Source organism: Acidobacteriota bacterium, from assembly GCA_016195325.1.
GTDB lineage: Bacteria > Acidobacteriota > Polarisedimenticolia > JACPZX01 > JACPZX01 > JACPZX01.
This window is the reverse complement of sequence record JACPZX010000092.1, coordinates 1-26,355: the sequence shown is the minus strand read 5'-3', so window position 1 is coordinate 26,355 and position 26,355 is coordinate 1. Positions and strand designations below refer to the sequence as shown.

Sequence of the window (26,355 nt, the reverse complement as noted above, 5' to 3'; positions counted from 1 at the left end):
CGTCGCGATCCACGACGAGAGCGAGACGTCCCTCCCCGACCTGATGGGGCGGGCCCGCGCCGCCGGGTTCGACGTCGCGCGCGCGCCGCTCGCCCGCGTGGACCTCTTGAAGACCGCGAAGGGGATCGCCGCCGTCTTCACGCACCACCATCTCCTCTTCGACGGCTGGTCGCTGCCGATCGTGCTCGAGACGGTCTTCGCGGCGTACGAGGGAGGCGCGGCGCCGCTTCATGACCCGGGGCGCGAGACGGCCGCACGGCGGGAGTACGCGCGCCGGGTCGAGACGCGCGACGCGCGCGCGGCGAGGGACTTCTTCGAGACCTACCTCGCCGGCGTTACCGAGACGACACCCGCCCCCGACCTGGGCGCCTCACGGACGGCCGCGTCGGGGGTCCTTCATGCCGGCGGCCCACCGCGCGCCGTCGAGCGCGCGCGGGCGCTCGGCCTCACGCCCAACACCGTCGTGCAGGCGGCCTGGGCGATGGTCCTCGCGGAGGCGATAGGCCGGAGAGACGTCGTTTTCGGCGCGACGTCGTCCGGACGCCCGCCTCAGATCGACGGGATCGGATCGGCGGTCGGCCTCTTCATCAGCACGCTCCCCGTCCGCGCGACGATCGACGGGTCGGCCCGAGCGCGGGACTTCATGCACGCGCTCCAGCGCGACGGCGCCGCGCTTCGCCAGCACGACCTGATCTCGCTCGCGGAGGTGCAGCGTTTCTCAAGAGTCGCGCCGCCCTCACCCATCTTCGACACGCTCCTCGTGTTCGAGAACTACCCGGTGGATGTCGCGGCGCTCAGGAGGCGCGCCGGCTTCCGCGTGACGGGCATCCACCTCCACGAGGAGACGAACTACCCCCTTTCGATCGTCGCCTCGTACGAGGAAGGGCTCTCCTTCCGGGCGATCTGGGACGGCAACCGCTGTGACGAGGCCTCGGCGCGCGCGGCGATTGAGCGACTGAACGCGACGATCGAGGAGCTGCTCTCCCGCCCCGACGCGCGCCTCGGGGAGCTCGCCACGATCCCCGCCGCCGAGCGCCGTCTCGTCGTCGAGACGTGGAACGACACGTCACGCGACTACGCGCGAGACGCGACGATCGCGGAGATCTTCGGACGCGTTGCCCGCGAGCGCCCGGACGAGACGGCCCTCGTCTTCGAGGGGGGCGCATGGTCGTACGCCGATCTCGACCGGCGCTCCTCGGGGATCGCGCGCGCCCTTCGCGCGCACGGCGTCGGCGCGGACTCCCGCGTCGCCGTGGCGATGGAGCGCTCTCCCGACTTCATCGCCGCGGTGCTCGGCATCCTCCGCGCGGGCGGCGCGTACGTGCCGCTCGATCCCGACTCGCCGCTGGCGCGCACGGCCCACATGCTCCAACAGGGCTCCGTCTCGCTCGTCGTCACCGACGGCGCGGCGCCGGTTGCGGAGGTCCCCCGCGAAGACATACGAGACTCTCGTCCGCGAGGCGGCGCTCGCCGCCCGCCCGGGAAGCGGCCCCGCCGCCGGCGCCGAAAACGTCGCCTACGTCATGTTCACCTCCGGATCCACGGGCGCCCCGAAAGGGATCGAGGTCACGAACCGGAACGTCCTCCGGCTCATCCTCGCCACGGACTATTTCCGCTTCGGCCCCGGCGAGACGATCCTCCAGATCGCGCGGACCGGGTTCGACCCCTCGACCCTCGAGATCTGGGGAGCTCTCCTGACGGGCGGGCGCCTCGCGATCGCGCCTCCCGGACCGCTCAGCGCCTCGGCCATCGCCGGCCTCATCCGCCGTTTCGACGTCACGACGATCGTGTTCACGGCCGGCCTCTTCCACGTCGTCGTCGATGAGGAGATGGACGCCCTCGCCGGCGTGCGCCAGGTGCTGGTGGGTGGAGACGTGCTCTCGCCCGCCCACGTCGCCCGACTGCTCGCCGCGGGATGCCCGCGCGTCGTGAACGCCTACGGACCGACCGAGGCGACGACCCTTGTCTGCTGCGCGGTCCTCGCCGAGGGCGACACCGCGGGGGCGCGCCTGCCCATCGGCGCACCGATCGCGAATTCGACCGCCTACGTCGTCGGCGACCGGGGCCACCCCGCGCCCATCGGCGCGCCGGGGGAGCTCTGGCTCGGCGGCGACGGCGTCGCGCGCGGTTATGCGGGACGCCCCGATCTGACGGCGGAGAGGTTCGTCCCCGATCCGCACGGTCCGCCGGGCGGGCGCCTCTACCGGACCGGCGACGGGGCGCGCTGGCTTGCCGACGGACGGCTCGATTTCCTCGGCAGGCGCGACGGCCAGCTCAAGGTGCGCGGCTTCCGCGTGGAGATCGGCGAGATCGAGTCGGCCCTCGCCGCACTTCCTGAGATCGCGGCCGCGGTGGCCGTCGTGCGGAGAAGAGGCGGGGAGGCGGAGGTCGTCGCGTACGTCGTCCCGCGGCGCGGTGAGGACCGCGATGCGGGGGCCGTGCGCGCTCAGCTTGCCACGCGACTTCCCCGATACATGATCCCGGCGAGCGTCGTCTTCCTCGACGCCTTTCCGCTGAACGAGAACGGGAAGATCGATCGACGCGCTCTCCCGGCGGCGCCCATGGCGACGCCCGCTCCCGCCACCCGGGCGATGGATCCGATCGAGATCGCCGTCGCCGATCTCTGGAGGATGGTGCTCGGCCTCGATCGCGTCGGCCCCGACGACGACTTCTTCGAAGTCGGGGGACATTCGCTGCACGCGACCCGCCTTATCGCCGCGATCCGCCGTTCGTTCCGGGTCGATCTGCCCATGGCCGCGCTCTTCGAGGCGACGACGATCGCGGGGCTGGCCCGAACCCTCGTCGCGCACGAGCCGCGGCCGGGACACGTCGGAAAGGCGGCCCGCGCGCTGGCGAAGCTCCGGACGATGACGGACGGCGCGACGGCCGCGAGGGAGCCATGAGCGAGCGGGACCGACAGACCCTCGACGCCCTTCTCGACTCCCTCCTCGACGCCGAGGGGGTCGAGAAAACCGCCGCTGCCTCCTCGATCCCGCGGCGCGGCGCCCGGCGCGCACCTCTCTCGCCTTCGCAGCGCCAGCTCTGGTTCCTCAAGGAGCTGGAGCCGGAAGCCCACCCGTACACGCTCGTTGGAGCGGTCCTCCTCCGGGGGCCGCTCGACGCCGGCGCGATCGAAGCGGCGATCGCCGGCGTCGTGGATCGGCACGAGGCCCTCCGAACGGTGCTCGAGTCCCTCGCCGGCGAGCCGGTCCAGGTGATCCGCGCCGCGATGCGGATTCCCCTCGAGCGGGCGAGCGGCGACGCCTCGCGGCCCGAGGAGGAAGCGGCCCGCGTGGCGGCGGAGATCGCGCGGCGCCCGTGGGACCTCTCCCGCGGCCCCCTCCTCCGATCGGCCCTCGTGGATCTCGGCCCCGGCGTCCAAGCCCTCGCCCTCGCGATGCACCACATCGTCGCCGACGGCTGGTCGATCGGCGTCCTCCTCCGCGAGGTCGCGGCCTTCTACGATGCGCGGCGGAATGGCCGGCCCCCCAACCTCGACCCGCTCCCCATCCAGTACGCGGATCTCGCCGCGTGGCAGATCGAGCGCCTCGCGTCGGGGAAGATCGCGCCCCAGATTGAGTACTGGAGGCACGCCCTCGGCGCGGCCGTCGCGCCTCTCGACCTCCCTTCGGACAGGCCGCGCGTCGCCGTGCCGAGACGCCGCGGCGGGGCGATCCGATTCGTCGTCGAGGGAGACCTGGCGGAGGGGCTCGTCCGCGCCGCCCGGGTCGGCGGCGCCACCCCGTACGCCGCGTGGCTCGCGTGCTTCGAGGCGGTCATCGGCCGCTTCGCCGAACGGACGGTCTTCACCGTCGGCACGCCGATCGCCGGGCGAGGCGAACCCGAGACGGCGAACCTCATCGGCATCCTCGTGAACCCTCTGCCGGTGCGCGCCGATCTCTCCGGCGATCCGACCCTCCGGGAGATGGTGACGCGCGCGCGCGACGCCTCGCGGGCGGTCCTCTCGAACGCCGACGCGCCCTTCGACATGGTTGTCGAGGCGGTGCGGGCTCCGCGTCTCCAATCGATCAACCCGCTCTTCCAGGTGATGTTCGCATACCAGGAGGAGCCTCCCCCCCTGATCGCTCTCACGGGGATCGACGCGGCGATGGTGGACGTCGATGACGGGTCGGCGAAATACGATCTGACGCTGGCGGTCGATCGCCATGGGGATCGCTTTGAAGGGGCGGTCGAGTACGACGCCGGTCTCTTCGATCAAGGGACGGCGGCCCGCCTCGTGGAGCAGATCCGTCGCGTCGCCGGGGCGCTGGTCGCGGGCGGGCGGACTCGTCTTTCCCGACTCGAACTCCTCGGCGAGGGGGAGCGCCGTGCCGTCGTCACGGATGCGAACGCAACCGATCGCCCCTTCGACCGCTCCGCGACCGTCGTGTCGCTCTTCGAGGCGCAGGTGAGGCGGACCCCGGAAGCCGTGGCGGTCGTCGGGCGGGACGGTCGCGCGACGTACGCCGAGCTCGAGGCGCGGGCCGGGCGGCTCGCGGGCGCGCTGCGCGCCGAAGGAGTGGGCCCCGAGTCGTCCGTCGGAGTCTGCCTGGGCCGGCACATCGACATGATCGCCGCGCTCCTCGCCGTCCTGAAGGCCGGAGGGGCGTGCCTGCCGCTCGATCCCTCGCTTTCATCCGAGCGTCTCGCGTTCATGATCGAGGACTCGCGGTGCCGGTTGGTCCTCGCCGAGACGGCGCACGCGGCGGCTCTCCCCGCGACGAAGGCGCGCACGATTCTCGTCGATCGACTCGACCCGGGGAGCCAGCTCCGATCCGGCGAGCGCGCCGCCGCCGCCCACCTGTCGCACGTGTTGTACACGCCGGGATCGACGGGGCTGCCGAAGGGCGTCGCGATCGAGAACCGGAGCGTGACGGCGCTCCTCGCGTGGGCCGCCTCTGCCTTCACGCCGGATCAGCGCGCGGGCGTTCTGGCGTCGACCTCGATCTCCTCCCACCTCTCGGTCCTCGAGATCTTCCTCCCTCTCGTGACCGGAGGGAAGGTGATTCTGGCGGAGGGCGCCCTCGATCTCCCGTCGCATCCCGCGGCCGCCGAGGTCACGCTCGTGAGCACGGTGCCGCCCGTCCTCGCCGAGCTCCTCCGCGCCGACCCCTTTCCACCTTCGGTGCGAACGGTCTGCGTCGCCGGGGAGGCTCTCCCCGCCTCGCTCGTCGAGCGCGCGTACGCGGAGCCCGGAGTCCGCGACATGTACAACCTCTACGGGCAGACCGAGCACACGACGGTCTCGACCTTCGCGCTCGTGCCGCGTGGCGACGCGCGCTCCCGTTCAATCGGCCGGCCCATCGACAACGTCCGCGCCTACGTCCTCGACGGAGCGCTCGAGCCCGTGCCGATCGGTTACCGCGGCGAGATCTGCATCTCGGGCGAGGGGCTCGCGCGCGGCTACGTCGCACGGCCCGACCTGACGGCCGATCGCTTCGTCCCCGACCCGTTCGCGGCGATGCCCGGCGCGAGGATGTACCGGACCGGCGATCTCGGGCAGCGCCGCCCGGATGGATCGATCGAGTTCCTCGGCCGCGTGGACGAGCAGATCAAGGTGCGCGGACTGCGGGTCGAGACGACGGTCATCGAGGATGCGCTCCGGAGCCACCCTTCCGTCGTCGAGGCGGCGGTCGTCGCGCGCGGGGAGGGGTCCGAGGGCCGGCTCGCCGCGTTCGTCGTGACGAAAACGCCGCGACCGACGCCCACGGATCTGAAGAGGCATCTCGAGGCGACGCCTTCCGCCACCCTCGTCCCGTCGAGCTTCGTCGCGATCGACGCGCTCCCGCTCCTCGCGCCGGCCGGGAAGGTGGATCGCGCCGCCCTCGCGGCGCGCGGCGAGCTGGCGGCCGCGCAGGAGCGGCTCTTCTCCCTCGCCCGGCGGGACCCCGACGGCGGCGCCCGAAGCCTCGCGGGAGCCATTCGCCTCGAGGGATCGCTGGATGCGGCCGTCCTCGCGGAAAGCCTCCGCGAGCTCGTGCGCCGCGACGAGACGCTTCGCGTGCGACTCGAGGACGGCCCCGACGGACCGGGCCGAATCCTCGTGAAGGCCGAGGATATCGTTCTCGCGCTCGACGATCTCGAGACGTGGCCCGCGGCCGGTCGGGAGCACGAGGCGGCACGCCGCGCCCGCGAAGAGGCGCAGCGACCGTTCGATTTCGCGAAGGGACCGCTGTTCCGGGCGCGCCTGCTCCGCCTGTCGGCGCACGATCATGTTCTCGTCGTCGCCGTCCACCGTGTGGCCTCGGTCGGGTGGTCGATCGGGCTCCTCTTTTCCGAACTCTTGGCCGTCCACGCGGCGCTCGAAGCGGGCGCACGGCGCGCCGACGGGGCTGGCTGGAGCCGCCGGCTGGACGCGGAGAAGCTCGAGCACGCGCTCGCCTGGTGGCGCGAGGAGCTCTCGGACCTCCCGGAGCTCTCGCTCCCGACCGATCGGCCGCGCTCCGTCAAAGCCGGGGAGGCGGACGCGTCGTTCCGCGTGCGCATCGAGAAGGATCTCGCCGAAAGGATGGCGCACCTCGCGCACGCCGAGGGGGCGACGACCCACGCGGCGCTCCTCGCCGCCTTCGCCGCCGTTCTCTCGAGGTGGTCAGGCCAGCGGGACTTCGGCATCGCGACGTCGGCCGGCGTCCCCGCGCGCGAGGGGCCGGACCGTCTCGTCGATCTCTTCGCGGAGCCCCTCGTCGTGAGGGCGCGGCTCGAGGGGAGGCGCGTTCCCTACCGTAATCTCATGCGAGCGATGAGGGAGTCCGCGATTGCAGCGGCCGCGCACCGGGACGTCCCCTTCGACCGCATCGTCGACGCGGTTCGTCCCGATCTCGCCCTCTCGCGCGCCCCGCTCGCGCGGGCGATGCTGACCCTGACGGGCGAAACTGAGGCGGCGCTCGATCTCGCCGGCATCAGGCTCACCCCGTTCCGCGCCGGGATGCCGAACGCGGAGTTCGACCTCACGCTCTCCCTCGCCGCCGCGGACGACGCCTTCGATGGATCCGTCCGCTACAGCCCGGAGCTGTTCGACGAGGCGACGATCCGCCGGCTGTGGGATCACTTCACGCGCCTGCTCGTGGCGGTCGGCGACGACCCCGCGGCCAACGTCAACACCGTCCGCCTTCTGGACGACGAGGAGACCGGGCGGGCCCTCGATTCCTGGAGCGGCCGCGCCGCCATCCGGGAGTCGGCGCGACCGATCCACGAGAGGTTTCTCGCGCGCGCCGCTGCGGCGCCTGAATCGATCGCGGCGGTCCTGGGTGAGCGGCGCGTGACGTACGGAGCGCTCGCCGATCGATCGGGGCGTCTGGCCGCGCGATTGATCGAGGCGGGGGTGAAGCCCGAGGAACGGGTCGGAATCGTCGCGCCGAGATCCCCGGAGCTCTTGACGGCGATGATGGCGGTGTGGCGCGCGGGAGGGGCCTACGTCCCGATCGATCCCGACCATCCGCGCGACCGCGCCGATTATTGCCTGGCCGACTCGGGAGCTCGCGTCGTCCTGGCCACGGTGGATCTCGCCTCCCAGGCCTCGGGGGGAGACAGGCGCGTGATCCTTCTCGACGACGAGGGCTCCTTCACTTCGAACCCCATCGATCGATCGCCGGACTTCGGCCCCGACGCGCTCGCCTACGTCATCTACACCTCGGGGACGACGGGACGACCGAAGGGGTCGATGATCCCGCACGGGGCCGTCGCGTCGGCGTACGAGGCGTGGGCGCGTCTCTACGGCCTCGAGAGCCTCCGCATCCACCTCCAGATGGCGGGAGTCGCCTTCGACGTCTGCACCGGGGACGTGATCCGCGCCCTCGGCTCGGGCGGCACGCTCGTCATCTGCGAGCGCGAGCGGCTTCTCGATCCGGCCCGGCTCTTCGAGCTCGCGCGCCGGGAGCGCGTCGAGTTCGCCGAGTTCGTCCCCGCGGTCCTTCGCTCTCTCGCCTCGCACACGCGCGGACGCGCGGAGAAGCTCGACTCGTTCCGGATCGCCGTCGTCGGTTCGGACGTGTGGACGGGGGCGGAAATCGACGAGTTCCGCGCGATCTTCGGACCCCACACGCGGCTCGCCAACTCCTACGGCGTCACTGAGGCGACGATCGACTCCACTTGCTGGTTCCTCGAGAAGGGCGGGGAGGCCCCCGGCGCGCCGCCGATCGGTTTCCCGCTGACGCACACGACGGTCTGGGTCCTCGACGAAGGGCTCGGGCCCGTCCCTCCGGGCATCACCGGAGATATCTACCTCGGCGGACCTGCCGTCGGACGCGGGTACCTCGATCGCCCGGATCTGACCGCCGACCGTTTCGTGCCCGATCCCTTCGACCGCCCGGGCTCGCGCCTCTACCGCACGGGCGATCGGGCCCGCTACCTCGCCGACGGTCGCATCGCCTTCGCGGGTCGCGCGGACGATCAGCTCAAGATCCGGGGCCAGAGGGTCGAGCCGGCGGAGATCGAGTCGGCGATCGCCGCCCTGCCGCAAGTCGGGGCCTGTGCCGTCGTCGCGAAGCGCGATCCGCAGGGGATTCCCCGCCTCGCCGCGTACCTCGTGATGCGCGACGGCGCCCCGCCCGACGTCGCGGAGATCCGGCGACGGCTCAGGGACTCCCTCCCCGAGGTGATGATCCCGCAGGCCTTCACCACGCTCGACGCGATGCCTCTCACCCCCAACGGGAAGGTCGACCGGCGGCGTCTCCCCGAGCCCGACTGGATCGCCGAGTCGTCGTACGAGGCGCCGCGGACCGGGATCGAAACGGCGATCGCCGGCGCGTACGCGGAGGTGCTGGGGATAGGAACGGTGGGCGCCACCGACGATTTCTTCGGCCTGGGCGGCCACTCCCTCCTCGCGACGCGCGTCGTCTCGCGGCTGCGCGCCTCCCTCGGGGTCGAGCTGCCTCTCCGGGCGATCTTCGAGGCCCCGATCGTCCGCGATCTCGCGTCGCGCGCCGAGAGGCTCGCCGGGTCACGCGTCCCGCCGCCCGTGCGGCGGGCGCCGCCGGCCGATCGCCCCCGTCTCTCGTACTCGCAACGCCGTCTCTGGTTCCTCGACCGCCTCGAGCCGGGGATGCCCTGGTACAACCTTCCCTCCTCGATCGCCCTCCGCGGCGACCTCGACGCGTCCGCCCTCGAGCGCTCGCTGGCCGAGGTCGTCCGCCGCCACGAGGCGCTCCGGACGCGATACGTCGAGGGACCCGACGGCCCCGAGCAGATCGTCGACTCCTCCTTCACCTTCTCGCTGCCTCTGGACGACCTCTCGAATCTCACAGAGGCGGATCGCGCGGCCGAGTGCGCACGCCTGACGCGCGAGAACGCGTGCGCCCCCTTCGACCTCGCCCAGGGGCCGCTGATCCGCGCCCGGTTGCTCCGCCTCGAGCCGGGGGATTACCGGCTTCTCGTGACGATGCACCACATCTCGGCCGACGGGTGGTCGTCCGGGGTCCTCGTCCGCGAGCTGGGGGCGCTCTATGAGTCCTTTGCGCGAGGCGACGCATCCCCGCTCCCCGACCTCGAGGTCCAGTACGCCGACTGGGCGGCGTGGCAGCGCGCCTGGCTCGAGGGGGGCGAGATGGACCGCCAGCTGGCGTTCTGGCGCCGCGAGCTCGAAGGGATCGAGACGCTGACGCTCGCCGCGGATCGCCCGAGGCCCGCGCGACCGACCTATGCCGGAGCGGCGTTCAGCGTGCGTCTCGGCCGGCCTCTCACGGATCGCCTGGTTCGGCTGGTGCGCGAGGAGGGGGCGACGCTCCACATCGCCCTTCTCGCCGCGTACGCCCAGACGCTCGGCCGCATGTCGGGGCAGAGAAACTTCGCGATCGGCGTCCCGGTCGCGAACCGGCGCGCCGCCGAGGTGGAAGGCCTCATTGGATTCTTCGTGAACACCCTTCCCGTACGCGCCCGGCTGGGAGGCGGTGTCTCGACGTTCCGCGACTTGCTGCGGACGATGCGCGACGCGGCTCTCGGGTCTTATGCGAACCAGGATGTCCCGCTCGAGCGCATCGTCGAGGCGATCCAGCCGGACCGCTACCTCGGCCACAACCCCGTCATCCAGACTCTTTTCGCCCTCCAGAACGCGGTCGCCGGCGACATCCGTCTCGAGAACCTCGAGTGCAGGTATGACGAGCCGCCCACCGGAATCTCGCGATTCGACGTGGAGCTCTTCTTCGACGAGACGGAGGACGGGCTCGAGGGGACGCTGAATTACGCCACGGAGATTCTCGACCGCGAGACGATGGACCGCTTCTTCGAGAACTTCGAGGCGCTCCTCGAGACGGGATCGGCCGAGCCGGATCGTCCCCTCGCCGATCTGCCGTCCCTCGCGCCGCGACAGCTCCGACAGGTGATGGTGGACTGGAACGCAAAGCCCATCCCCTACCCCGATCCGCCGATCGTGCACTCTCTCTTCGAGCGCGAGGCCGCCCGGCGACCGGACGCCGTCGCCGTCCGCTTCGGTGAGGCGCGGCTCAGCTACGGCGAGCTGAACGCCCGCGCGAACCGCCTCTCGCGCTTCCTCGCGGATCAAGGGCTTCGCCCCGGCGACCTGGTCGCCGTCTGCGTGGAGCGGTCGTTCGACATGCTCGTCGCGCTGCTCGGCGTGATGAAGGCGGGGGCGGCGTACGTCCCCGTCGACCCCGAGTACCCGGCCGAAAGAATCGCGCTGATCGTCGAGGACGCGGGGGCCGGGCTCGTCCTGACGCAGGCGCGCCTCGCCGCGCGGCTTCCCGGCGGGACGGCGCGCGCGATCCTTCTCGATCGCGACTGGAGGGAGATCGAGAGGGAGGATCCCGCGAATCCCCTCCTCCCCATCCCCCAGGAGGCCCTCGTCTACTGCGTCTACACGTCGGGATCGACCGGCCGGCCGAAGGGGGTCGCGATGACGCACCGCGCCATCTCGAACCTCCTGTCGTGGCAGCGCCGGGACTCCTCGACTGGCGGCGCGCCGCGCACGCTCCAGTTCGCGTCGCTGTCGTTCGACGTCTCGTTCCAGGAGATCTTCTCGACCCTCACTTCGGGGGGCGAGATCGTCCTCGTGACGGACGACGAGAGGCGGGACACGTCGCGCCTCGTGCGGATCCTGGAGGAGCAGCAGGTCGAGCGGCTCTTCGTCCCATTCGTCGCGCTCAATCAGATCGCCGAGACGGCGGTGACCGAGGGGGTCTACCCGTCGCGGCTGCGCGAGATCGACACCGCCGGCGAGCAGCTCAAGATCACCCCGGCGATGCGCGGGCTCTTCTCGCGCCTGCCGGCGTGCCGGCTCGTCAATCACTACGGCCCGAGCGAGACGCATCTCGTGTCGACGTTCGCGCTGGCCGGCCCGGCCGGCGCGTGGCCGGAGCTTCCGCCGATTGGACGGCCCATCGCCAACGCGCCGGTCTACCTCCTCGATGGCGAGGGGCGGCTCGTCCCGATGGGCGTGCCCGGCGAGCTGCACGTCGGCGGCGCGGGACTCGCGCGCGGCTATCACGCGCGGGCCGATCTGACCGCCGATCGATTCGTCCCCGATCCCTTCGGCGAAGCGCCGGGGGGACGCCTGTACCGGACGGGAGACCTCGCGCGCTTCCGCAGGGACGGAGAGCTCGAGTTCCTCGGCCGCATCGATCTCCAGATCAAGGTGCGCGGCTACCGCGTGGAGCCCGGCGAGATCGAGGCCGTGATCCTGCGGCATCCGGCGGTCGCGCAGGCCGCGGTCGCCGCGCACGATCACCGCGGCGGGAAGCGCCTTGCCGCCTACGTGGTCGCGCGGCCGGGATCGCGCGTCGAGGCGGGCGAGATTCGCGCCCACATCGCGGAGAGGCTGCCGCAGTTCATGGTCCCCGCGGCCATCGTCGTCGTGAACGGGTCCCTCCCCACGTCGCCGAACGGCAAGGTCGATCGGGCGGCGCTCCCCGAGCCCGACTGGATCGCCGAGGCGGGGTACGTCGCGCCCCGTTCGCCGGAGGAGGAGATCGTCTGCGGCGTCTTCGCGGAGGTCCTCGACCTTCCGCGGGCCGGCGCCGACGACGATTTCTTCGATCTCGGGGGCCATTCGCTGCTCGCGACGCAGGTCGTCTCGCGCGTCCGGCGCGCGTTCGGCGTGGAGATCCCTCTGCGGGTCCTCTTCGAATCGCCGACCCCGGCGGGGCTTGCCGCCGCGGCCGCCGCCGCGCTCCGCCGCGGCGCCCTCGCCCCGCCCCCGATCACGCGCGCCGACGAGCGCGCGCGGCGGCCCCTCTCGTTCGCGCAGCGCCGCCTGTGGTTCCTCGACCGCCTGGAGCCCAACGGCGCGGCGTACAACCTTCCCTCCGCGGTCCGCCTCGCGGGCAACCTCGACATCGGGGCTCTCTCGCGGACCCTCACGGAGATCGTGCGGCGCCACGAGGCGCTCCGCACCCGGTTCGTGGAGGGAGAGGACGGCCCCGAGCAGATCGTCGAGCCTCCGGAGACCGTCACGCTGCGGGCCGAGCCGATCGGCGGAACCGGCGCCGGTCAGGAGGCGGAGATGCTCCGTCTTCTGCGCGAGGAAGCCCGACGACCCTTCGATCTGGCGCGGGGGCCGATGCTGCGATGGCGCCTTCTGCGCCTGGCGCCGGAGGACCACGTGCTCCTCCTCGTCGCCCATCACATCTCGTCGGACGGCTGGTCGATGCTCGTCCTCGTGCGCGAGCTCGGAGCGCTCTACCGGGCCTTCGTCTCCGGCGCGCCGTCGGCCCTCCCCGAGCCGTCCGTCCAGTACGCCGACTGGGCGGCGTGGCAGCGCGCGTGGCTCCGCGGCGACGAGGTTTCGCGGCAGATCGAGTACTGGCGGGAGGAGCTTCGCGGAGCGCCGAACGCCCTCGATCTGGCGACCGATCGCGAGCGCCCCGCCGTCGCCACCTGGAGCGGCGCGACGCTCCACATCGAGCTTCCGGCCGATCTGCGGTTGCGCCTCGAGCGGCTCGCGCGCTCGGAGGGGGCGACGCTGCACATGGCCCTCCTCGCCGGCTACGCCTTCACGATGATGCGGCACAGCGGTCAGAGCGAGGTCGTCGTCGGAACCCCGATCGCAAACCGGCGATCCGCCGAGGCGGAGGACCTCGTCGGGTTCTTCGTCAACGCGCTCGCGATCCGCGTCCGCGGCGAGGGCGCCGCGACGTGGCGCGAGCTGATCGCGCGCGTGCGCGAGGCGAGCCTCGGAGCGTACGCGAACCAGGACATCCCGTTCGAGCGCGTCGTCGAGGAGCTCCAGCCCCGGCGCGCGCTGAACCGGGCGCCCCTGTTCCAGACGGCTTTCGCGCTCCAGAACGTGCGCGCGCCGAAGACCGATCTGCCGGGATTGTCCGCGACCTTCCTCGAGATCGACACGGGCACGGCGAAGTTCGACGTGTCGATGACCCTCAGCGAGACGGGCGATCGTCTCGAGGGAGGCCTCGAGTACAACACCGACCTCTTCGATCGCGAAACAGTCGAGGGGATCGCGACGACCTTCCGCGCCGCACTGGAGGCGGCGGCCGCCGATCCTTCCTCGCGGATCGACGCCTTCGCCGGCGGCGCGGCGCCGGAGGAAGCGCGCTCGATAGAAGCCCTCGCGGGCGCGCCGGCGGCGGGGGACGTTCCGTCGCTGCTCCACGAGATCTTCGAGCGGCAGGCCGAGCGGACTCCCGGCGCACCGGCCCTTGCCGGTCTCTCGGGTTCACTCACCTACGCCGAGGTCGACGCCGCCGCGAACCGACTGGCGAACCACCTGCGCGCGATGGGCGCCGCCCCTGACGACCGCGTCGCCGTCGTCCTCGAGCGCTCGCCGCACGCGCTGATCGCCTTCCTCGCGATCCTCAAGGCCGGCGCCGCCTACGCGCCCTTCGACCCCGCCGAGCCCGAAGAGAGACTGCGCTTTCTGGTCGAGGATTCCGGCGCGACGATCGTCGTCACCGATGAGGCGTCGGTCGAAGCCCTCCGCGGGACGGCGGCCTCGCTGGTCGCGCTCGATCGCGATGAAGCGACGATCGCGAGCGCCTCCGCCGCGCCCCCGCGCGTCACGGTACGGCCCGGAAACCTCGCTTACGTCGTCTTCACGTCGGGGTCGACCGGAAGGCCGAAGGGCGTCGGCGTCGAGCACCGCCAGATCACGGCGTACGTGCGGGCGGCGGTGCAGAGGCTCGGCATCGAGCCGGGGTGGCGCTTCGCCGTCGTCTCGACGATGTCCGCCGATCTCGGCAACACCGCGATCTACGCCGCGCTCGCGACCGGCGGCTGCCTTCACATGATCCCGCGCGAGATCGCCTTCGACGCCAGCGCGATCGAGGAGTACTTCGACGCGCACGCAATCGACGTCCTGAAGATCGTCCCCTCCCACATGCAGGCCCTGATGGGCGGAGCGCACCCGGAGCGCGCGATCCCGGCGAGGCTCCTCGTTCTCGGCGGTGAATCGACGCCGGGATCGAGGCTGTCGCTCTTCGAAGAGCTCCGTCCGGGCTGCCGCGTCGCGAATCACTATGGCCCGACGGAGACGACGGTCGGGGCGATCGCCGGCCTCGTCGACGGAGCCGACGGCGCGCGGGGCGCGCTTCCTCTCGGGCGGCCGCTCGCGCACGCGCGCGCCCTCGTCCTCGACACCGCGCTCCACCCCGCGCCGCGCGGCGTGCCGGGGGAGATCTACCTCGGCGGCTCCTGCGTCGCGCGCGGCTACCTCGACCGCCCCGACCTCACCGCCGATCGGTTCGTCCCCGATCCCTTCTCGAGCGACCCGGGGGCGCGCATGTACCGGACCGGGGATCGCGGGCGCTGGCTCCACGACGGCCGCGTCGAGTTCCTCGGGCGCGGCGACGCGCAGGTGAAGGTGCGCGGCTACCGGGTCGAGACGGGGGAGATCGCCTCGGCGATCGCGAGCCACCCCGAGGTCCGCGAGGCGGCGGTCGTCGCGCGGCCGGACCCGATCGCGGGGGCGAAGCTCGCGGCGTACGTCGTCCCCGAGCCGAGCCGCGCGCGCTCCGTCCTCGGCCAGCCGCGCCGGAAGCTCCCGAGCGGCGTCGCCGTCGCGGAGCTGAACCGGAACGAGACCGATTACATCCACCGCGAGATCTTCGAGACGCGCGCCTACGTCCGGCACGGTGTGGATCTGCGGGACGGCGACACGATCTTCGACGTCGGCGCGAACATCGGGCTCTTCTCCGTCTTCGCGAGCCTGGCCTGCGTGACCCCGCGCCTCTTCGTCTTCGAGCCGAACCCGCACCTCGCGCCGATCCTTCGCGCGAACGCCGCGGTCTACGCCCCCGAGGCGCGGATCTTCGACGTCGGCCTGGCCGAGAGCGAGCGCGCCGCGAGCTTCACGTTCTTCCCCGGGTTCTCGCTCCTCTCGGGGCTCCACGCCGACGCCGGAACCGAGAAGGAGGTCGTCCGATCGTTCCTGGAGAACCAGGGGCGCGCGGGAGCCATCGGAGCGCAGGCGCTCGCCGGCGCCGCCGACGCGCTTCTCGACGAGCGCTTCGCCGGGCGCGTGCTCGAGGTCCGGCTCCGCACTCTCTCGAGCGTGATCGACGAGCACGCCGTGGAGCGGATTCACCTGCTCAAGATCAACGTCGAGAAAGCCGAGCTCGAGGTGCTCCGCGGAATTCGCGAGGAGCACTGGGGGCGAATCGATCAGGCGGTCGTCGAGGTGGACGTCGCCGCGAGCCGCGCGCCCATCGTCGCCCTCTTCGAGGCGCACGCGTTCGACGTCCACGTCGAGCAGGACCCGCTCCTCGAGCGCACGGACCTCTGTTACGTCCACGCGATCCGCCGGGGATCCGGGCGCCGCCTCGTCCCGGGAGCGCCGCCGTCGGTCGAGGTCCGGGCGTCGGGAGAGCCGTTCCTCACCGCCGAGGAGCTGCGCGCTCACGCGGGAAGGACCCTTCCCGGCTACATGATCCCCGCGGCCTGGGTCTTCCTCGAGGCGCTCCCGCTCACCGCGAACGGCAAGCTCGATCGCGCACGCCTGCCGCAGCCTGTGGCCGAGGGGGGGGCTTACGTTGCACCGCGCGGGGAGATCGAGCGCGTCGTCGCGGAGATCTGGTCGGGGGCGCTGGGGGTGGAGCGCGTGGGAGCGCACGACAACTTCTTCGATCTCGGAGGGCACTCGCTCCTCCTGGCGCGGGTCCACGCCAGGCTCAGGGAGAGCCTCCGCGCCGAGATCACCATCGTCGACATGTTCCGTTTCCCCACGGTCGCCTCTCTCGCCGCGCGCCTCGCGGGGGACGTGCGCGACGCGGCCCCGGCGATGGAGGGGGCGGAGCGCGATCGCGGAGCCCGGCGGCGGGACGCCGTCAGGGCCCGCGCCGGACGCCGGCCGCGGGCGACGCCGGGGACCGACGCATGAGCGGGAGACTTCGATGAGCCAGGAATCACGCGACGATCTCGAGATCGCGATCGTCGGCATGGCCGGACGCTTTCCGGGGGCGGACTCCGTCGACGCCTTCTGGCGGAACCTCCGCGCGGGGGTCGAGTCGATCCGCGATCTGACGGACGAGGAGCTGCGCGCGGCGGGGGCCACCGACGCGGAGCTCGCCTCGAAAGACTTCGTGCGACGCGCCGCCGATCTCGCGGGCGCCGATCTGTTCGACGCCGCGCTGTTCGGCCTCACGCCTCGCGAGGCCGGGCTCATGGACCCGCAGATCCGGATACTTCTCGAGGACGCGTGGATCGCGCTGGAGGATGCCGGCCGTCTCGGCGACCGTCCGGACCTCCGCGTGGGGGTCTTCGCCGGCGCGAGCCCGAACAGTTACATCCTGAACAACATCTACTTGAACCTGAAGGCGGCCGAGGCGGTCGGCGCCTTCCAGACGTCGATCGTCAACGGGCGCGACTACCTCGCGACGCACGTCTCGTACCGCCTCGACCTGCGCGGCCCGAGCCTCCTCATCCAGACCGCGTGCTCGACGAGCCTCGTCGCGATCCACGTCGCGTGCCAGAGCCTCCTGAACCACGAGTGCGACGTGGCGCTCGCCGGAGGGGTCTCGGTCACCGTGCCGCAGACCTCGGGCTACTTCTTCGAGGAGGGGGGGATCGCCTCCCCCGACGGCCGCTGCCGCGCCTTCGACGCATCGGCGGCCGGGTGCGTGAAGGGGAATGGCTCCGCCCTCGTCGTGCTGCGCCGACTCGGCGACGCGATCCGGGACCGCGACTCGATCCGCGCCGTCATCAAGGGGTCGGCGATCAACAACGACGGCGCGCTCAAGGTCGGATTCACGGCTCCCGGCGACGAGGGGCAGGCGTCGGTGATCGCCGAGGCCCTCGCCGCCGCCGGTGTCGACCCCTCCACGATCGGCTACGTCGAGACGCACGGGACGGGGACGACGCTCGGCGACCCGGTCGAGGTGGCGGCCCTCGCGCGCGCCTTCGGCCGCACCTCCCCCGGTCACCGGTGCGCGATCGGGTCGGTGAAGACGAACGTCGGACATCTCGACGCCGCGGCCGGGGTCGCGGGCCTCGTGAAGGCGGCGCTCGCCCTCTCGCACGGCGAGATCCCGCCGAGCCTCCACTTCGAGCGCCCCAATCCGAAGATCGCCTTCGCGGGAACTCCCTTCCACGTGAACGCGGCGCTGACCCGATGGGAGGCCAACGGATCGCCGCGGCGCGCCGGGGTCAGCTCCTTCGGCATCGGCGGGACCAACGCGCACGTCGTCCTCGAGGAGGCGCCTCCCACGCTCCCGCGCCCCGCGCGCCGCGCGGCGCAGCTCCTGGTGCTGTCGGCCGCGAGCGAGCCGGCGCTCGCCGCCGCCGCGGAGAGGCTCGCCGCCGTCCTCGCGGGAGACGGCGCCCCCGATCTGGCCGACACCGCCTACACCCTCCAGGTCGGCCGGAAGCGCCTCCCGTGGCGGCGCGCCCTCGTCGCGTCGAGCGCGAGCGAGGCCGCGGCGGCGCTTCGCCGCCCGTCGGCGGCGCGCGACGATCGCCGCGACGCCGAGGTCGCGTTCGTCTTCCCGGGCCAGGGGTCGCAGCACGCCGGCATGGCGCGCGAGCTCCACCGCGGCGAGCCCGTCTTCCGCGACGTCCTCGATCGCTGCGCGCGGATTCTCGAGCCGATCCTGAAGCTGGATCCGAGGAAGGTCGTGTTCGCAGAGGGAGCCGCGGCGAACGACCGCCTCAGGGAGACCGCGATCGCCCAGCCGGCGCTCTTCGCCGTCGAGTACGCCCTCGCGAGGCTCTGGATGTCATGGGGGGTGAGGCCGTCCGCGTGCGCGGGGCACAGTATCGGCGAGTACGTCGCGGCCTGCCTCGCCGGCGTGATGACCGAGGACGACGCCCTGAGGCTCGTCGCCGAGAGAGGCCGCCTCATGGGGGCGATGCCGAAGGGGGCGATGCTGGCGACCCCGCTCTCGGAGGCCGACCTCGCCGCCCGCCTCGCCGCGCACCCCGGCCTTTCCATCGCGGCGATCAACGGCGCGACCTCGTGCGTCGCGTCGGGGCCCGAAGGGGAGATCGCGAAGCTCGAGATGGATCTGGCGGCCGGCGGCGTGGCCTGCAAGAGGCTCCGGACCTCTCACGCGTTCCACTCCGCGATGATGGATCCGATCGTCGGCGCGTTCGAGGAGCGCGTCCGCTCGGTGCGCCTCTCGCCCCCCTCGATGCGGTTCCTCTCCAACGTCACCGGCACGTGGATCACCGCCGACCAGGCGCAGGATCCCGCCTACTGGTCGGCCCACCTGCGCCGCGCCGTCCGGTTCTCTCAGAACCTCGCGGCGCTGGCCGAGGAACCCTCGAGGATCATCCTCGAGGTCGGCCCGGGAACGGCGCTCACGTCGCTCGCCCGCCGGCACGTGGGTCCGGAGGCGACGGTCATCGCGTCGCTCCGTCACGCGACGGACGGGGGGAACGACCAGCTCGCCCTCCTCGAGGCGGCGGGGGCGCTCTGGTGCGCCGGCGCCGCCATCGACTGGGAGGCCTTCCACGCCGGATTCGAGAGGCGGCGCATCCCGCTCCCGGCCTATCCGTTCGAGAGGAAGCGTCACTGGATCGATCCCGTGAAGGGGGGGGCGCGCGGCGAGGCGATCGTCGGGAAGAACCCCGACATGGCCCGGTGGTTCCACGTCCCCGGATGGAGACGATCGCTGCCGCCCGCGCCCGCCGAGCCCGACGGCGCGCCGTGGCTCGTCCTCGACGACGGCTCCGATCTCGGGACGAAGCTCGTGCTCCGCGCCCGCGAGCGCGGGGTCGACGTCACGACGGTGCGCGCCGGGACTCGGTTCGCGCGCCTCCGGGAAGGGGCGTTCGAGATCGATCCGGGGCGCCGCGAGCACTACGACGAGCTCCTCAAGGAGATCCGGGCTGGGGTTCTCCCCTCGCGCGTCGTCCACCTGTGGTGCGCCGAAGGCGCGCCGCTCGATCCGGGCGCGGCTCGCGATCTCGGGTTCTTCTCCCTGCTCCACCTCGCGCAGGCGATGGGGATCTCGGGGGCGACCGGGGATCTCCGCGTCGCCGCCATCGCGCGCGCCCTCTTCGACGTGGCGGGCGACGCGGTCGTCCGCCCCGAGCGGGCCGCCCTCCTCGGGATCTGCCGGGTCGCCCCCCAGGAGTACGCCGGCGCGATCTTCCGCCTCGTCGACCCCGGCGACGCGGCCGATCACGACGCCGCGGCGTCGATCGAGGCCGAGCTCGCCTCCTCCGACCGCGAGCCGGTCGTCGCATGGCGCGGCGGCCACCGGTGGATCCCCGCGTACGAGCCCGTGAGGATCGGCGCTCTCACCCCGGACGCCGCGACGGCCGCGGCCCGGGGGGCCTTCCTCTTCACGGGGGGGACCGGGGCGATCGAGATGGCCCTCGCGCGGCGCCTCGCCTCCACAGGTGCGAGGAGCTTCACCTTTCTCGGATGCGATGCCTCCGCCGAGGAGTCGGTCCGGGATTTCAGGAAGGCCGGGCTCGACGTCCTCTGCTCCCACGCCCGTCTCGACGATGCCGCCGCCGTCGCCGCGGCGCTCGGTGCGGCGCGCGCGCGGACGTCGTCTCTCACGGCCGCCTTCCACACCGCCGGGCCCATCGGCGGCGGGATGATCCAGCTCAAGACGCGCGAGGCGGCGGAGCGCGTCCTCGCCCCGCGCCTCGAGGGCGCCCCGGCCCTCGCGCGCCACATGCAGGAAGGGGAGACGCTCGTCCTCTTCTCGTCGGCGATCTCCGCGACGGGCGTCTTCGGCCAGTCGGACTACTGCGCGGCGAGCTGCTTCCTCGACGCCTTCGCGCAGTCGCGGCGCGGGGCCGCCGGCCCGCGCGTGGTGGCGATCGACTGGGGGACGGCCGCGTGGGATCGCTGGGAGGCGGCGACCTCTCCGGCGCTCCTCGCGCAGCTCCGCGACATCCAGAGCTCAATCGGCATCTCGATCGACGAGGGAGTCGAGGCGACGCTGCGGGCGCTGAGCCTGGACCAGCCTCAGATCGTCGTCACGACGCAGGATCTCGCCGAGATGGTGCGCGAGGCCGGCTCCGCGACGTTGACCGAGTTCCTCGAGGGCCTGGGGCCCGAGTCCTCGGGCGGCGCGGCGCGGGACGGCCGCCCCCTCGTCGAGCCGGCGGGGGAAACGGAGCGCCGGGTCGCGACGGTCTGGAGCGCGCTTCTCGGCGTCTCGCCAATCGGGCGCGACGACAACTTCTTCGATCTCGGCGGCAACTCGCTCCTCGCGATCCAGCTCGCCTCGCAGCTCCGCAAGGCGTTCGACGTCGAGCTGACGATCGCGAGCCTCTTCGAATCCGGCGACCTCAAGAGCCTCGCCGGGGCGGTCGACGCCGCCCTCGACGAGCGCCGGCAAGCCGGCGAGGTCGCCGCCCTCCTCGCGGAGATCGAGCGGATGTCGGAGGAGCAAGTGCGGGATCATCTCGCGCGGGACGCCGGCGCGGAGGAGAACCGGAGATGAGCGTGGACGACCGCCTCGACCGGCTGACCCCCGAGCAGCGTCGCCTCCTGGAGCTGCGCCTTCGCGAGCGCGGGCTCGGCCCCGCGCGCCCCTCCCCGAGACAGCCGGGCGCCGCGGCCCCCTCGAGCGTCGACGAGGATCCCGGGGCCTGGAGCTCGCGGCCTCCTGAGCGGCCCGTCCGCTTCAGCATCTACTTCTTCTCCGACGACGGCTCGCGCGCCTCGGGCTCGAAGTACCGCCTCACGCTCGAGAGCGCCCGGTTCGCCGACGAGCACGGGTTCGAGGCGGTCTGGACGCCCGAGAGGCACTTTCAGCCGTTCGGCGGGCTCTATCCGAATCCGTCGGTCCTCGGCGCGGCGCTCGCCGCGGTGACGAAGCGCGTCGGCATCCGCGCCGGGAGCGTGGCCCTCCCGCTCCACAACCCGGTGCGCGTCGCCGAGGAGTGGTCGGTCGTCGACAACCTCTCCGGCGGGCGCGTCGGGATCTCGTTCGCCTCGGGGTGGCACCCGGACGACTTCGTCCTCTACCCGAGCCCGTACGACGATCGCAAGGAGGTGATGTTCCGGGGGATCGAGATCATCCGCCGCCTCTGGAAGGGAGAGACGATCCTCCTCGAGGGGGCGGGAGGCCGCGCCGTCGAGGTGCGCACGCTCCCGAGGCCGATCCAGCCGATGTTCCCGATGTGGATCACGACCGCCGGCAGCCCGGCGACGTGGGAGCGGGCCGGCTCCACCGGCGCCAACGTGCTCGCCGCGCTGGTGGGATACGAGCCCGCCGACCTGACGCGGCTCGTCCTCGGCTACCGGCGCGCGCGCGCCGCCGCGGGACACGATCCGGCCGCGGGGATCGTCACGCTCGTCGCGCACGCGTTCGTCGGTGAGGACGACGCCGTGGTGCGCGAGCTGGTGCGCGAGCCGATGACGAGCTACCTCAAGACGTACATGAAGCAGTTCCAGGGGATATCGCTGGCCTCGACGGCCGACGCCGATCGCGACGCGCGCGACGTCGCCGCGCTCGCGTTCGAGCGCTACTTCGAGACGAGCACCCTCCTGGGAACGCAGAACAAGTGCTCGCGCGTCGTGGACGCCGCCTCCGCGTGCGGCGTGGACGAGATCGCGTGCCTGATCGACTTCGGGCTGGACACGGACACGGTGCTCGCATCGCTGCCCCGGCTGGCCGAGCTTCGCGAGCACTACGCCCCGGCTCATGCCGGCGGGCGCTGACCGGAACGCGCGAAACACCCGCGGAGGGCGGGTGGGAGAGGAGACGAGGAGATGCTGGCGAAAGAGCTGTTGAACACGCTGAAGGAGGACGGGCTCCGCAGGAGGCTCATCGCGCACCCGTTCTTCGAGAAGATCGGATCGTCGGATCTGAGCCGCGGGCAGGTGGGGACCTTCCTCGGGCAGTGGTGGCACCCGCTGCACTACTTCCCGGTCTTCCTGTCGCGCCTCATCTCGGTGGCGCCGCCGATCGAGATGAAGACCGCGATCGGGAAGATCCTCTATCAGGAGCTCGGTGAGGGAGATCCGCGCCGCGCGCACGAGGTGGTCTACGTCGAGACGATGACGCCCCTCGGCTTCGCGGTCTCGGAGATCCGAGGCGCCGCGCCGCTCCCCGCGACCGCGCGCCTGGTGGCGGGCTACTCGGAGGCGTCGAAGGATCTCCTGTCGGGGCTCGGTTTCCTCTACGGGACCGAGGTCGCGGACCTGGCGATGGTCTCCGGGATCGGCACGGCGGTGCGCAGGGTCACCGGAGCGAAGCGGCTCGAGTGGGTGGACATCCACGTGCAGCAGGAGCCCGAGCACGTCGTCCGCGCCAACGACACGCTCACCGTCGAGATCCCCGACGTGGAGAAGATGGCCGTCCTCGCGGGGGCCCAGTCGATGTGGCAACACTGGATCGCCTTCTTCGACGAGCTGGAGCGAGAGGTCTTCGCGCACCAGGGCGCCCACTCCGTCTCGTGAGCGCGTCTTGAGCCAGATCGACGAGCGCCTGAGGGCGCTCACTCCGGCCCAGCGCGCGCTCTTCGAGGCGCGGCTGAAGGAGAAGGGGCTCTCGCCCCCGAGGTCGAGATCCGTCCAGCCGATCCCGGGGAGGGAGACGCTCCCGTACTTCGAGACCTCCCTCGATCAGGAGCGCCTCTGGTTCATCGATCAGATGGATCCGGGGAATCCCGCCTACAACATCCACGCGGCCAACCGCCTCTACGGCCCGATCGACGCGACGCTCATGCAACGCGCGGTCAACGTCTCCATCGCGCGACACGAAGTGCTCCGGACGACATTCCGCGTCGTGGACGGAAGGCCGGTGCAGGTGGTCGCCCCGGTCCTGGAGATCGATCTCCCGGTCGTCGATCTGGGGCCTGTCCCTCCCGCGGAGCGGGAGACGGTGGCCCTCTCCGCGGCGGTCGCGGCCGCCTCCGAGCGGTTCGACCTCGCGCGCGGTCCGCTGGTGCGCGTGAAGCTGGGAAGGCTCGCCGAGGACGAGCATGTCCTCATGGTCTCCATGCACCATGCCGTCACCGATCGCTTCTCGTTCGACGTCTTCGAGAGCGAGGTCTCGCGCGTCTACGTCGCCCTCCGCGACGGAGGCTCGGTGGACCTCCCGCCTCTCCCGATTCAGTTCGCCGACTTCGCCGCGTGGCAGCGGGAGGAGCTCTCGGGGGATCGCCTCGAGCGCCACGTCGCGTACTGGCGCGAGGCGATGGCCGGGGCGCCCCTCGTCCTCGAGATCCCGGGGGACAGGCCGCGGCCGGGGGTGCAGACGTTCAACGGAGGGCGCGTCTACACGATGTACCCCGATGCCGTCCTCACCGCCCTCAAGGAGCTCTCGCGCCGGACCAACGCGACGATGTTCATGACGGTCCTCGCGGCGCTCGACGTCCTCTGCTACAAGCACACCGGCCAGCGCGACCTGGTCATCGGGTCGGCGATCGCGGACAGAAGCCGCCCCGAGACGGAGAACGTCATCGGGTACTTCCTGAACATGCTCCTCCTCCGCGCGACGATCGATCCGAAGCTCACGTTTCGCCAGCTCCTGGTCCGGACGCGCGAGCGGGCGCTCGGCGCGTACGCCCACCAGGACGTTCCCTTCGCGACGCTGGTCGCCGAGCTGAAGCCGAGGCAGGATCCGAGCCGCAATCCTCTCATGCAGGTCTCGTACATCTACCTCGACTTCCCGGAGCTCGAGACCTCCGCCTACGTGGGGCTCTCCGCGGGATCGATCGACGTGGACAACGGAGCGGCGCGGTTCGACATGACCCTCGCGTGCACCGAGTTCCCGGGAACCGGCATCCACGGCTACCTGGAGTACAACACCGACATCTACGACGGCGCGAGGGTGCAGCGCATGCTGAGCCAGCTCGGCCGGATCCTGGAGTTCGCCGCCTTCACCCCCGATCGTCCCATCGCCGAGCTCGACATGCTCGAGCCCGACGAGCGCGCGCGCACCACCGTCGCCTTCAACGACACCGCGAGGCCCTGTGAGCCCGCGTGCCTGCACGAGCTGGTCGAGCGCGCCGCCGCGGCGCGCCCGGAATCCGCGGCCTTCGTGATCGACGGGGTGACGACCTCGATCGCGCGGCTCAACGCCGACGCCGACCTCCTCGCCCACCGCCTCCGCGCTCTCGGGGCCGGCCCCGGATCCCTCGTCGGCGTCGCCGCCGGACGATCGGTCGCCCAGGCTGCCGCGCTCCTCGCGGTGATGAAGGCCGGCGCCGCGTACGTGCCGCTCGATCTCGCGCTGCCGGCGAGCCGGGTCGAGTCGATGCTGGGCGACGCGCGCCCCGTCGCGATCCTCGTCGAGAGGCGGCTCCGTGCGTCCCTTCCCTCGGGGGCCGCGGCGATCGTCGACATCGACGGGGCGCCGGACGCGCTGCGGGAGGCGAGCCCTCTGGCGGCCGCGAGGCGCGCGCACCCGGACGATCTCGCCTACGTCATGTTCACCTCGGGCTCGACCGGCGCGCCGAAGGGGGTGATGGTCTCCCACCGCGCGATCGTGAACCGGATCCTCTGGTCGCAGGAGAGGTACCCGATCCTCCCCGGCGACCGCGTCCTCCACGGCGCGTCGTTCGGCTTCGACATCGCGGCGTGGGAGCTCTTCGGCCCGCTCCTCGCGGGGCGGCGGTCGTCGTCCCGCGCGAGGGGGAGCACAAGGACCCGGCGGCGCTCGCGCGCCTTCTCCGCGACGAGCGGATCACGGTGGCGCACTTCGTGCCGTCGCTCCTGCGCCCGATCCTCGACGAGCCGCCGACGGCCCGGTGCGCGGATCTGCGCGCGGTCTTCTGCGGCGGCGAGGGGATGCCGCGCGACGTCCACGACCGCTTCTTCGAGACGCTCCCCGGCCGCGTCCTCTCCCATTTCTACGGCCCGACCGAGGCGGCGATCAGCTGCCTCTACCACGACTGCGATCCTTCGATCCCCCCCGGCGCCGTTCCGATCGGGACCCCCGTCTCGAACATGCGGGTCTACCTCCTCGACGAGACACTGCACCCGGTCCCCGAGGGGGTCGCGGGAGAGATCTTCATCGGCGGCTCCGGCCTCGCGCGCGGATACCTCGCGCGCCCCGATCTGACGGCGGATCGATTCGTCCCGGATCCCGTCTCCGGCGACCCCGGCGCCCGGCTCTACCGGAGCGGGGACCTCGCGAGGATGCGGCGCGGCGCGATCGAGTTCATGGGGCGCACCGACCATCAGGTGAAGATCCGCGGGTACCGCATCGAGCTGGCGGAGGTCGAGACGGCTCTCACGCGCATGCCCGGAATCGCGCAGGCCGTCGCCGCCGCGATCGACGACGACCCGGATCGACGGCTCGTCGCCTGGGTCGTCGCGAACGGCGAACCCCCGAACGAGACGGACATGCGCGCCCACCTGAGAGGCTCGCTCCCCGAGCCGATGATCCCCTCGGCCTTCGTCGTCCTCCCGCGGCTGCCGCTGGGCCCGAACGGAAAGGTCGACCGGAAGGCGCTGCCGGAGCCCGGGGCGGCGCCGGCCGCCGCCGCGTACGTGGCCCCGCGCACCCCCGCCGAGGAGGTGATCGCCGGGATCTGCGCGAGCCTCCTGAAGCGCGAGAAGGTCGGCGTCGACCACAGCTTCTTCGAGCTCGGCGGCGACTCCCTCCTCGCGACGCGCGTCGTGGCGCGCATGCGCGCCGCGTTCGAGATCGACTTCCCGCTGCGCCGCCTCTTCACGGGCCCCACAGTCCGCGAGCTCGCGGCGGCGGTGGAGGAGATCCTCGTCGAGAAGCTCGCGGCGATGGACGAAGCGGAGGCGGCCAGGCGTCTCGAGGGGCGCGCGGCGCCCGGGAAGGGCGCGGAGGCGCGATGAGCGACGCGGCGCGGGGCGCGGCCGGGCTCTCCCCGTCGAAGCGGGCCCTGCTCGAGTCGATGCTGCGCGGGAAGCGCCCGGGTGAGGCCCCCGCGATCACGATCCCGCGGCGCGGCGATCGATCGACCGCTCCGCTCTCGTTCGCGCAGGCGCGGCTCTGGTTCGTGCACCAGATCGTCCCCGCGAGCCCGGCGTACAACGTCCCGGCGGCGCTGCGGTTGCGCGGG

7 protein-coding genes and 1 pseudogene are annotated in these 26,355 nt (G+C 72.3%); all 8 read left to right on the top strand.

The features are described from left to right. The first annotated feature begins 946 nt into the window (after positions 1-946). Positions 947-1,435 (top strand): annotated as a pseudogene (locus tag HY049_16450) (AMP-binding protein). Continuing rightward, a complete protein-coding gene (locus HY049_16445) occupies positions 1,416-2,903 on the top strand; it encodes a non-ribosomal peptide synthetase (GenBank protein ID MBI3450492.1) in 1,488 nt (495 codons plus the stop codon). Before HY049_16450 ends, HY049_16445 begins: the two are co-directional and overlap by 20 nt. Then, positions 2,900-16,279: an amino acid adenylation domain-containing protein gene (locus HY049_16440; protein ID MBI3450491.1), complete on the top strand. Its 13,380-nt coding sequence runs from the start codon at positions 2,900-2,902 to the stop codon at positions 16,277-16,279. The genes HY049_16445 and HY049_16440 overlap by 4 nt, the downstream gene beginning before the upstream one ends. 13 nt (positions 16,280-16,292) lie before the next feature. After that, positions 16,293-20,804, top strand: coding sequence for an SDR family NAD(P)-dependent oxidoreductase (locus HY049_16435; protein ID MBI3450490.1), 4,512 nt, complete (start codon positions 16,293-16,295; stop codon positions 20,802-20,804). Next, the gene (locus tag HY049_16430; GenBank protein ID MBI3450489.1) at positions 20,801-22,027 is read left to right on the top strand and encodes an LLM class flavin-dependent oxidoreductase; all 1,227 of its coding nucleotides are present in this window, start codon (positions 20,801-20,803) and stop codon (positions 22,025-22,027) included. The genes HY049_16435 and HY049_16430 overlap by 4 nt, the downstream gene beginning before the upstream one ends. Positions 22,028-22,078: 51 nt before the next feature. Then, positions 22,079-22,768 (top strand): iron-containing redox enzyme family protein, encoded by a 690-nt coding sequence (locus HY049_16425; protein MBI3450488.1) that lies wholly within the window; start codon positions 22,079-22,081, stop codon positions 22,766-22,768. 2,124 nt (positions 22,769-24,892) lie between these two features. Beyond that, positions 24,893-26,128 carry a non-ribosomal peptide synthetase gene (locus tag HY049_16420; protein ID MBI3450487.1) on the top strand — a complete coding sequence of 412 codons (1,236 nt, stop codon included), beginning with the start codon at positions 24,893-24,895 and terminating at the stop codon, positions 26,126-26,128. Continuing rightward, the coding region (locus HY049_16415; protein ID MBI3450486.1) for a condensation protein at positions 26,125-26,355 on the top strand (231 nt) is incomplete at its 3' end. The genes HY049_16420 and HY049_16415, both read left to right, overlap by 4 nt.

Excerpts from the sequence above, each read along its gene's own strand:
- HY049_16440 (MBI3450491.1), top strand. The coding sequence starts at position 2,900 with ATGAGCGAGCGGGACCGACAGACCCTCGACGCCCTTCTCGACTCCCTC.
- HY049_16435 (MBI3450490.1), top strand. The coding sequence starts at position 16,293 with ATGAGCCAGGAATCACGCGACGATCTCGAGATCGCGATCGTCGGCATG.
- HY049_16430 (MBI3450489.1), top strand. The coding sequence starts at position 20,801 with ATGAGCGTGGACGACCGCCTCGACCGGCTGACCCCCGAGCAGCGTCGC.
- HY049_16425 (MBI3450488.1), top strand. The coding sequence starts at position 22,079 with ATGCTGGCGAAAGAGCTGTTGAACACGCTGAAGGAGGACGGGCTCCGC.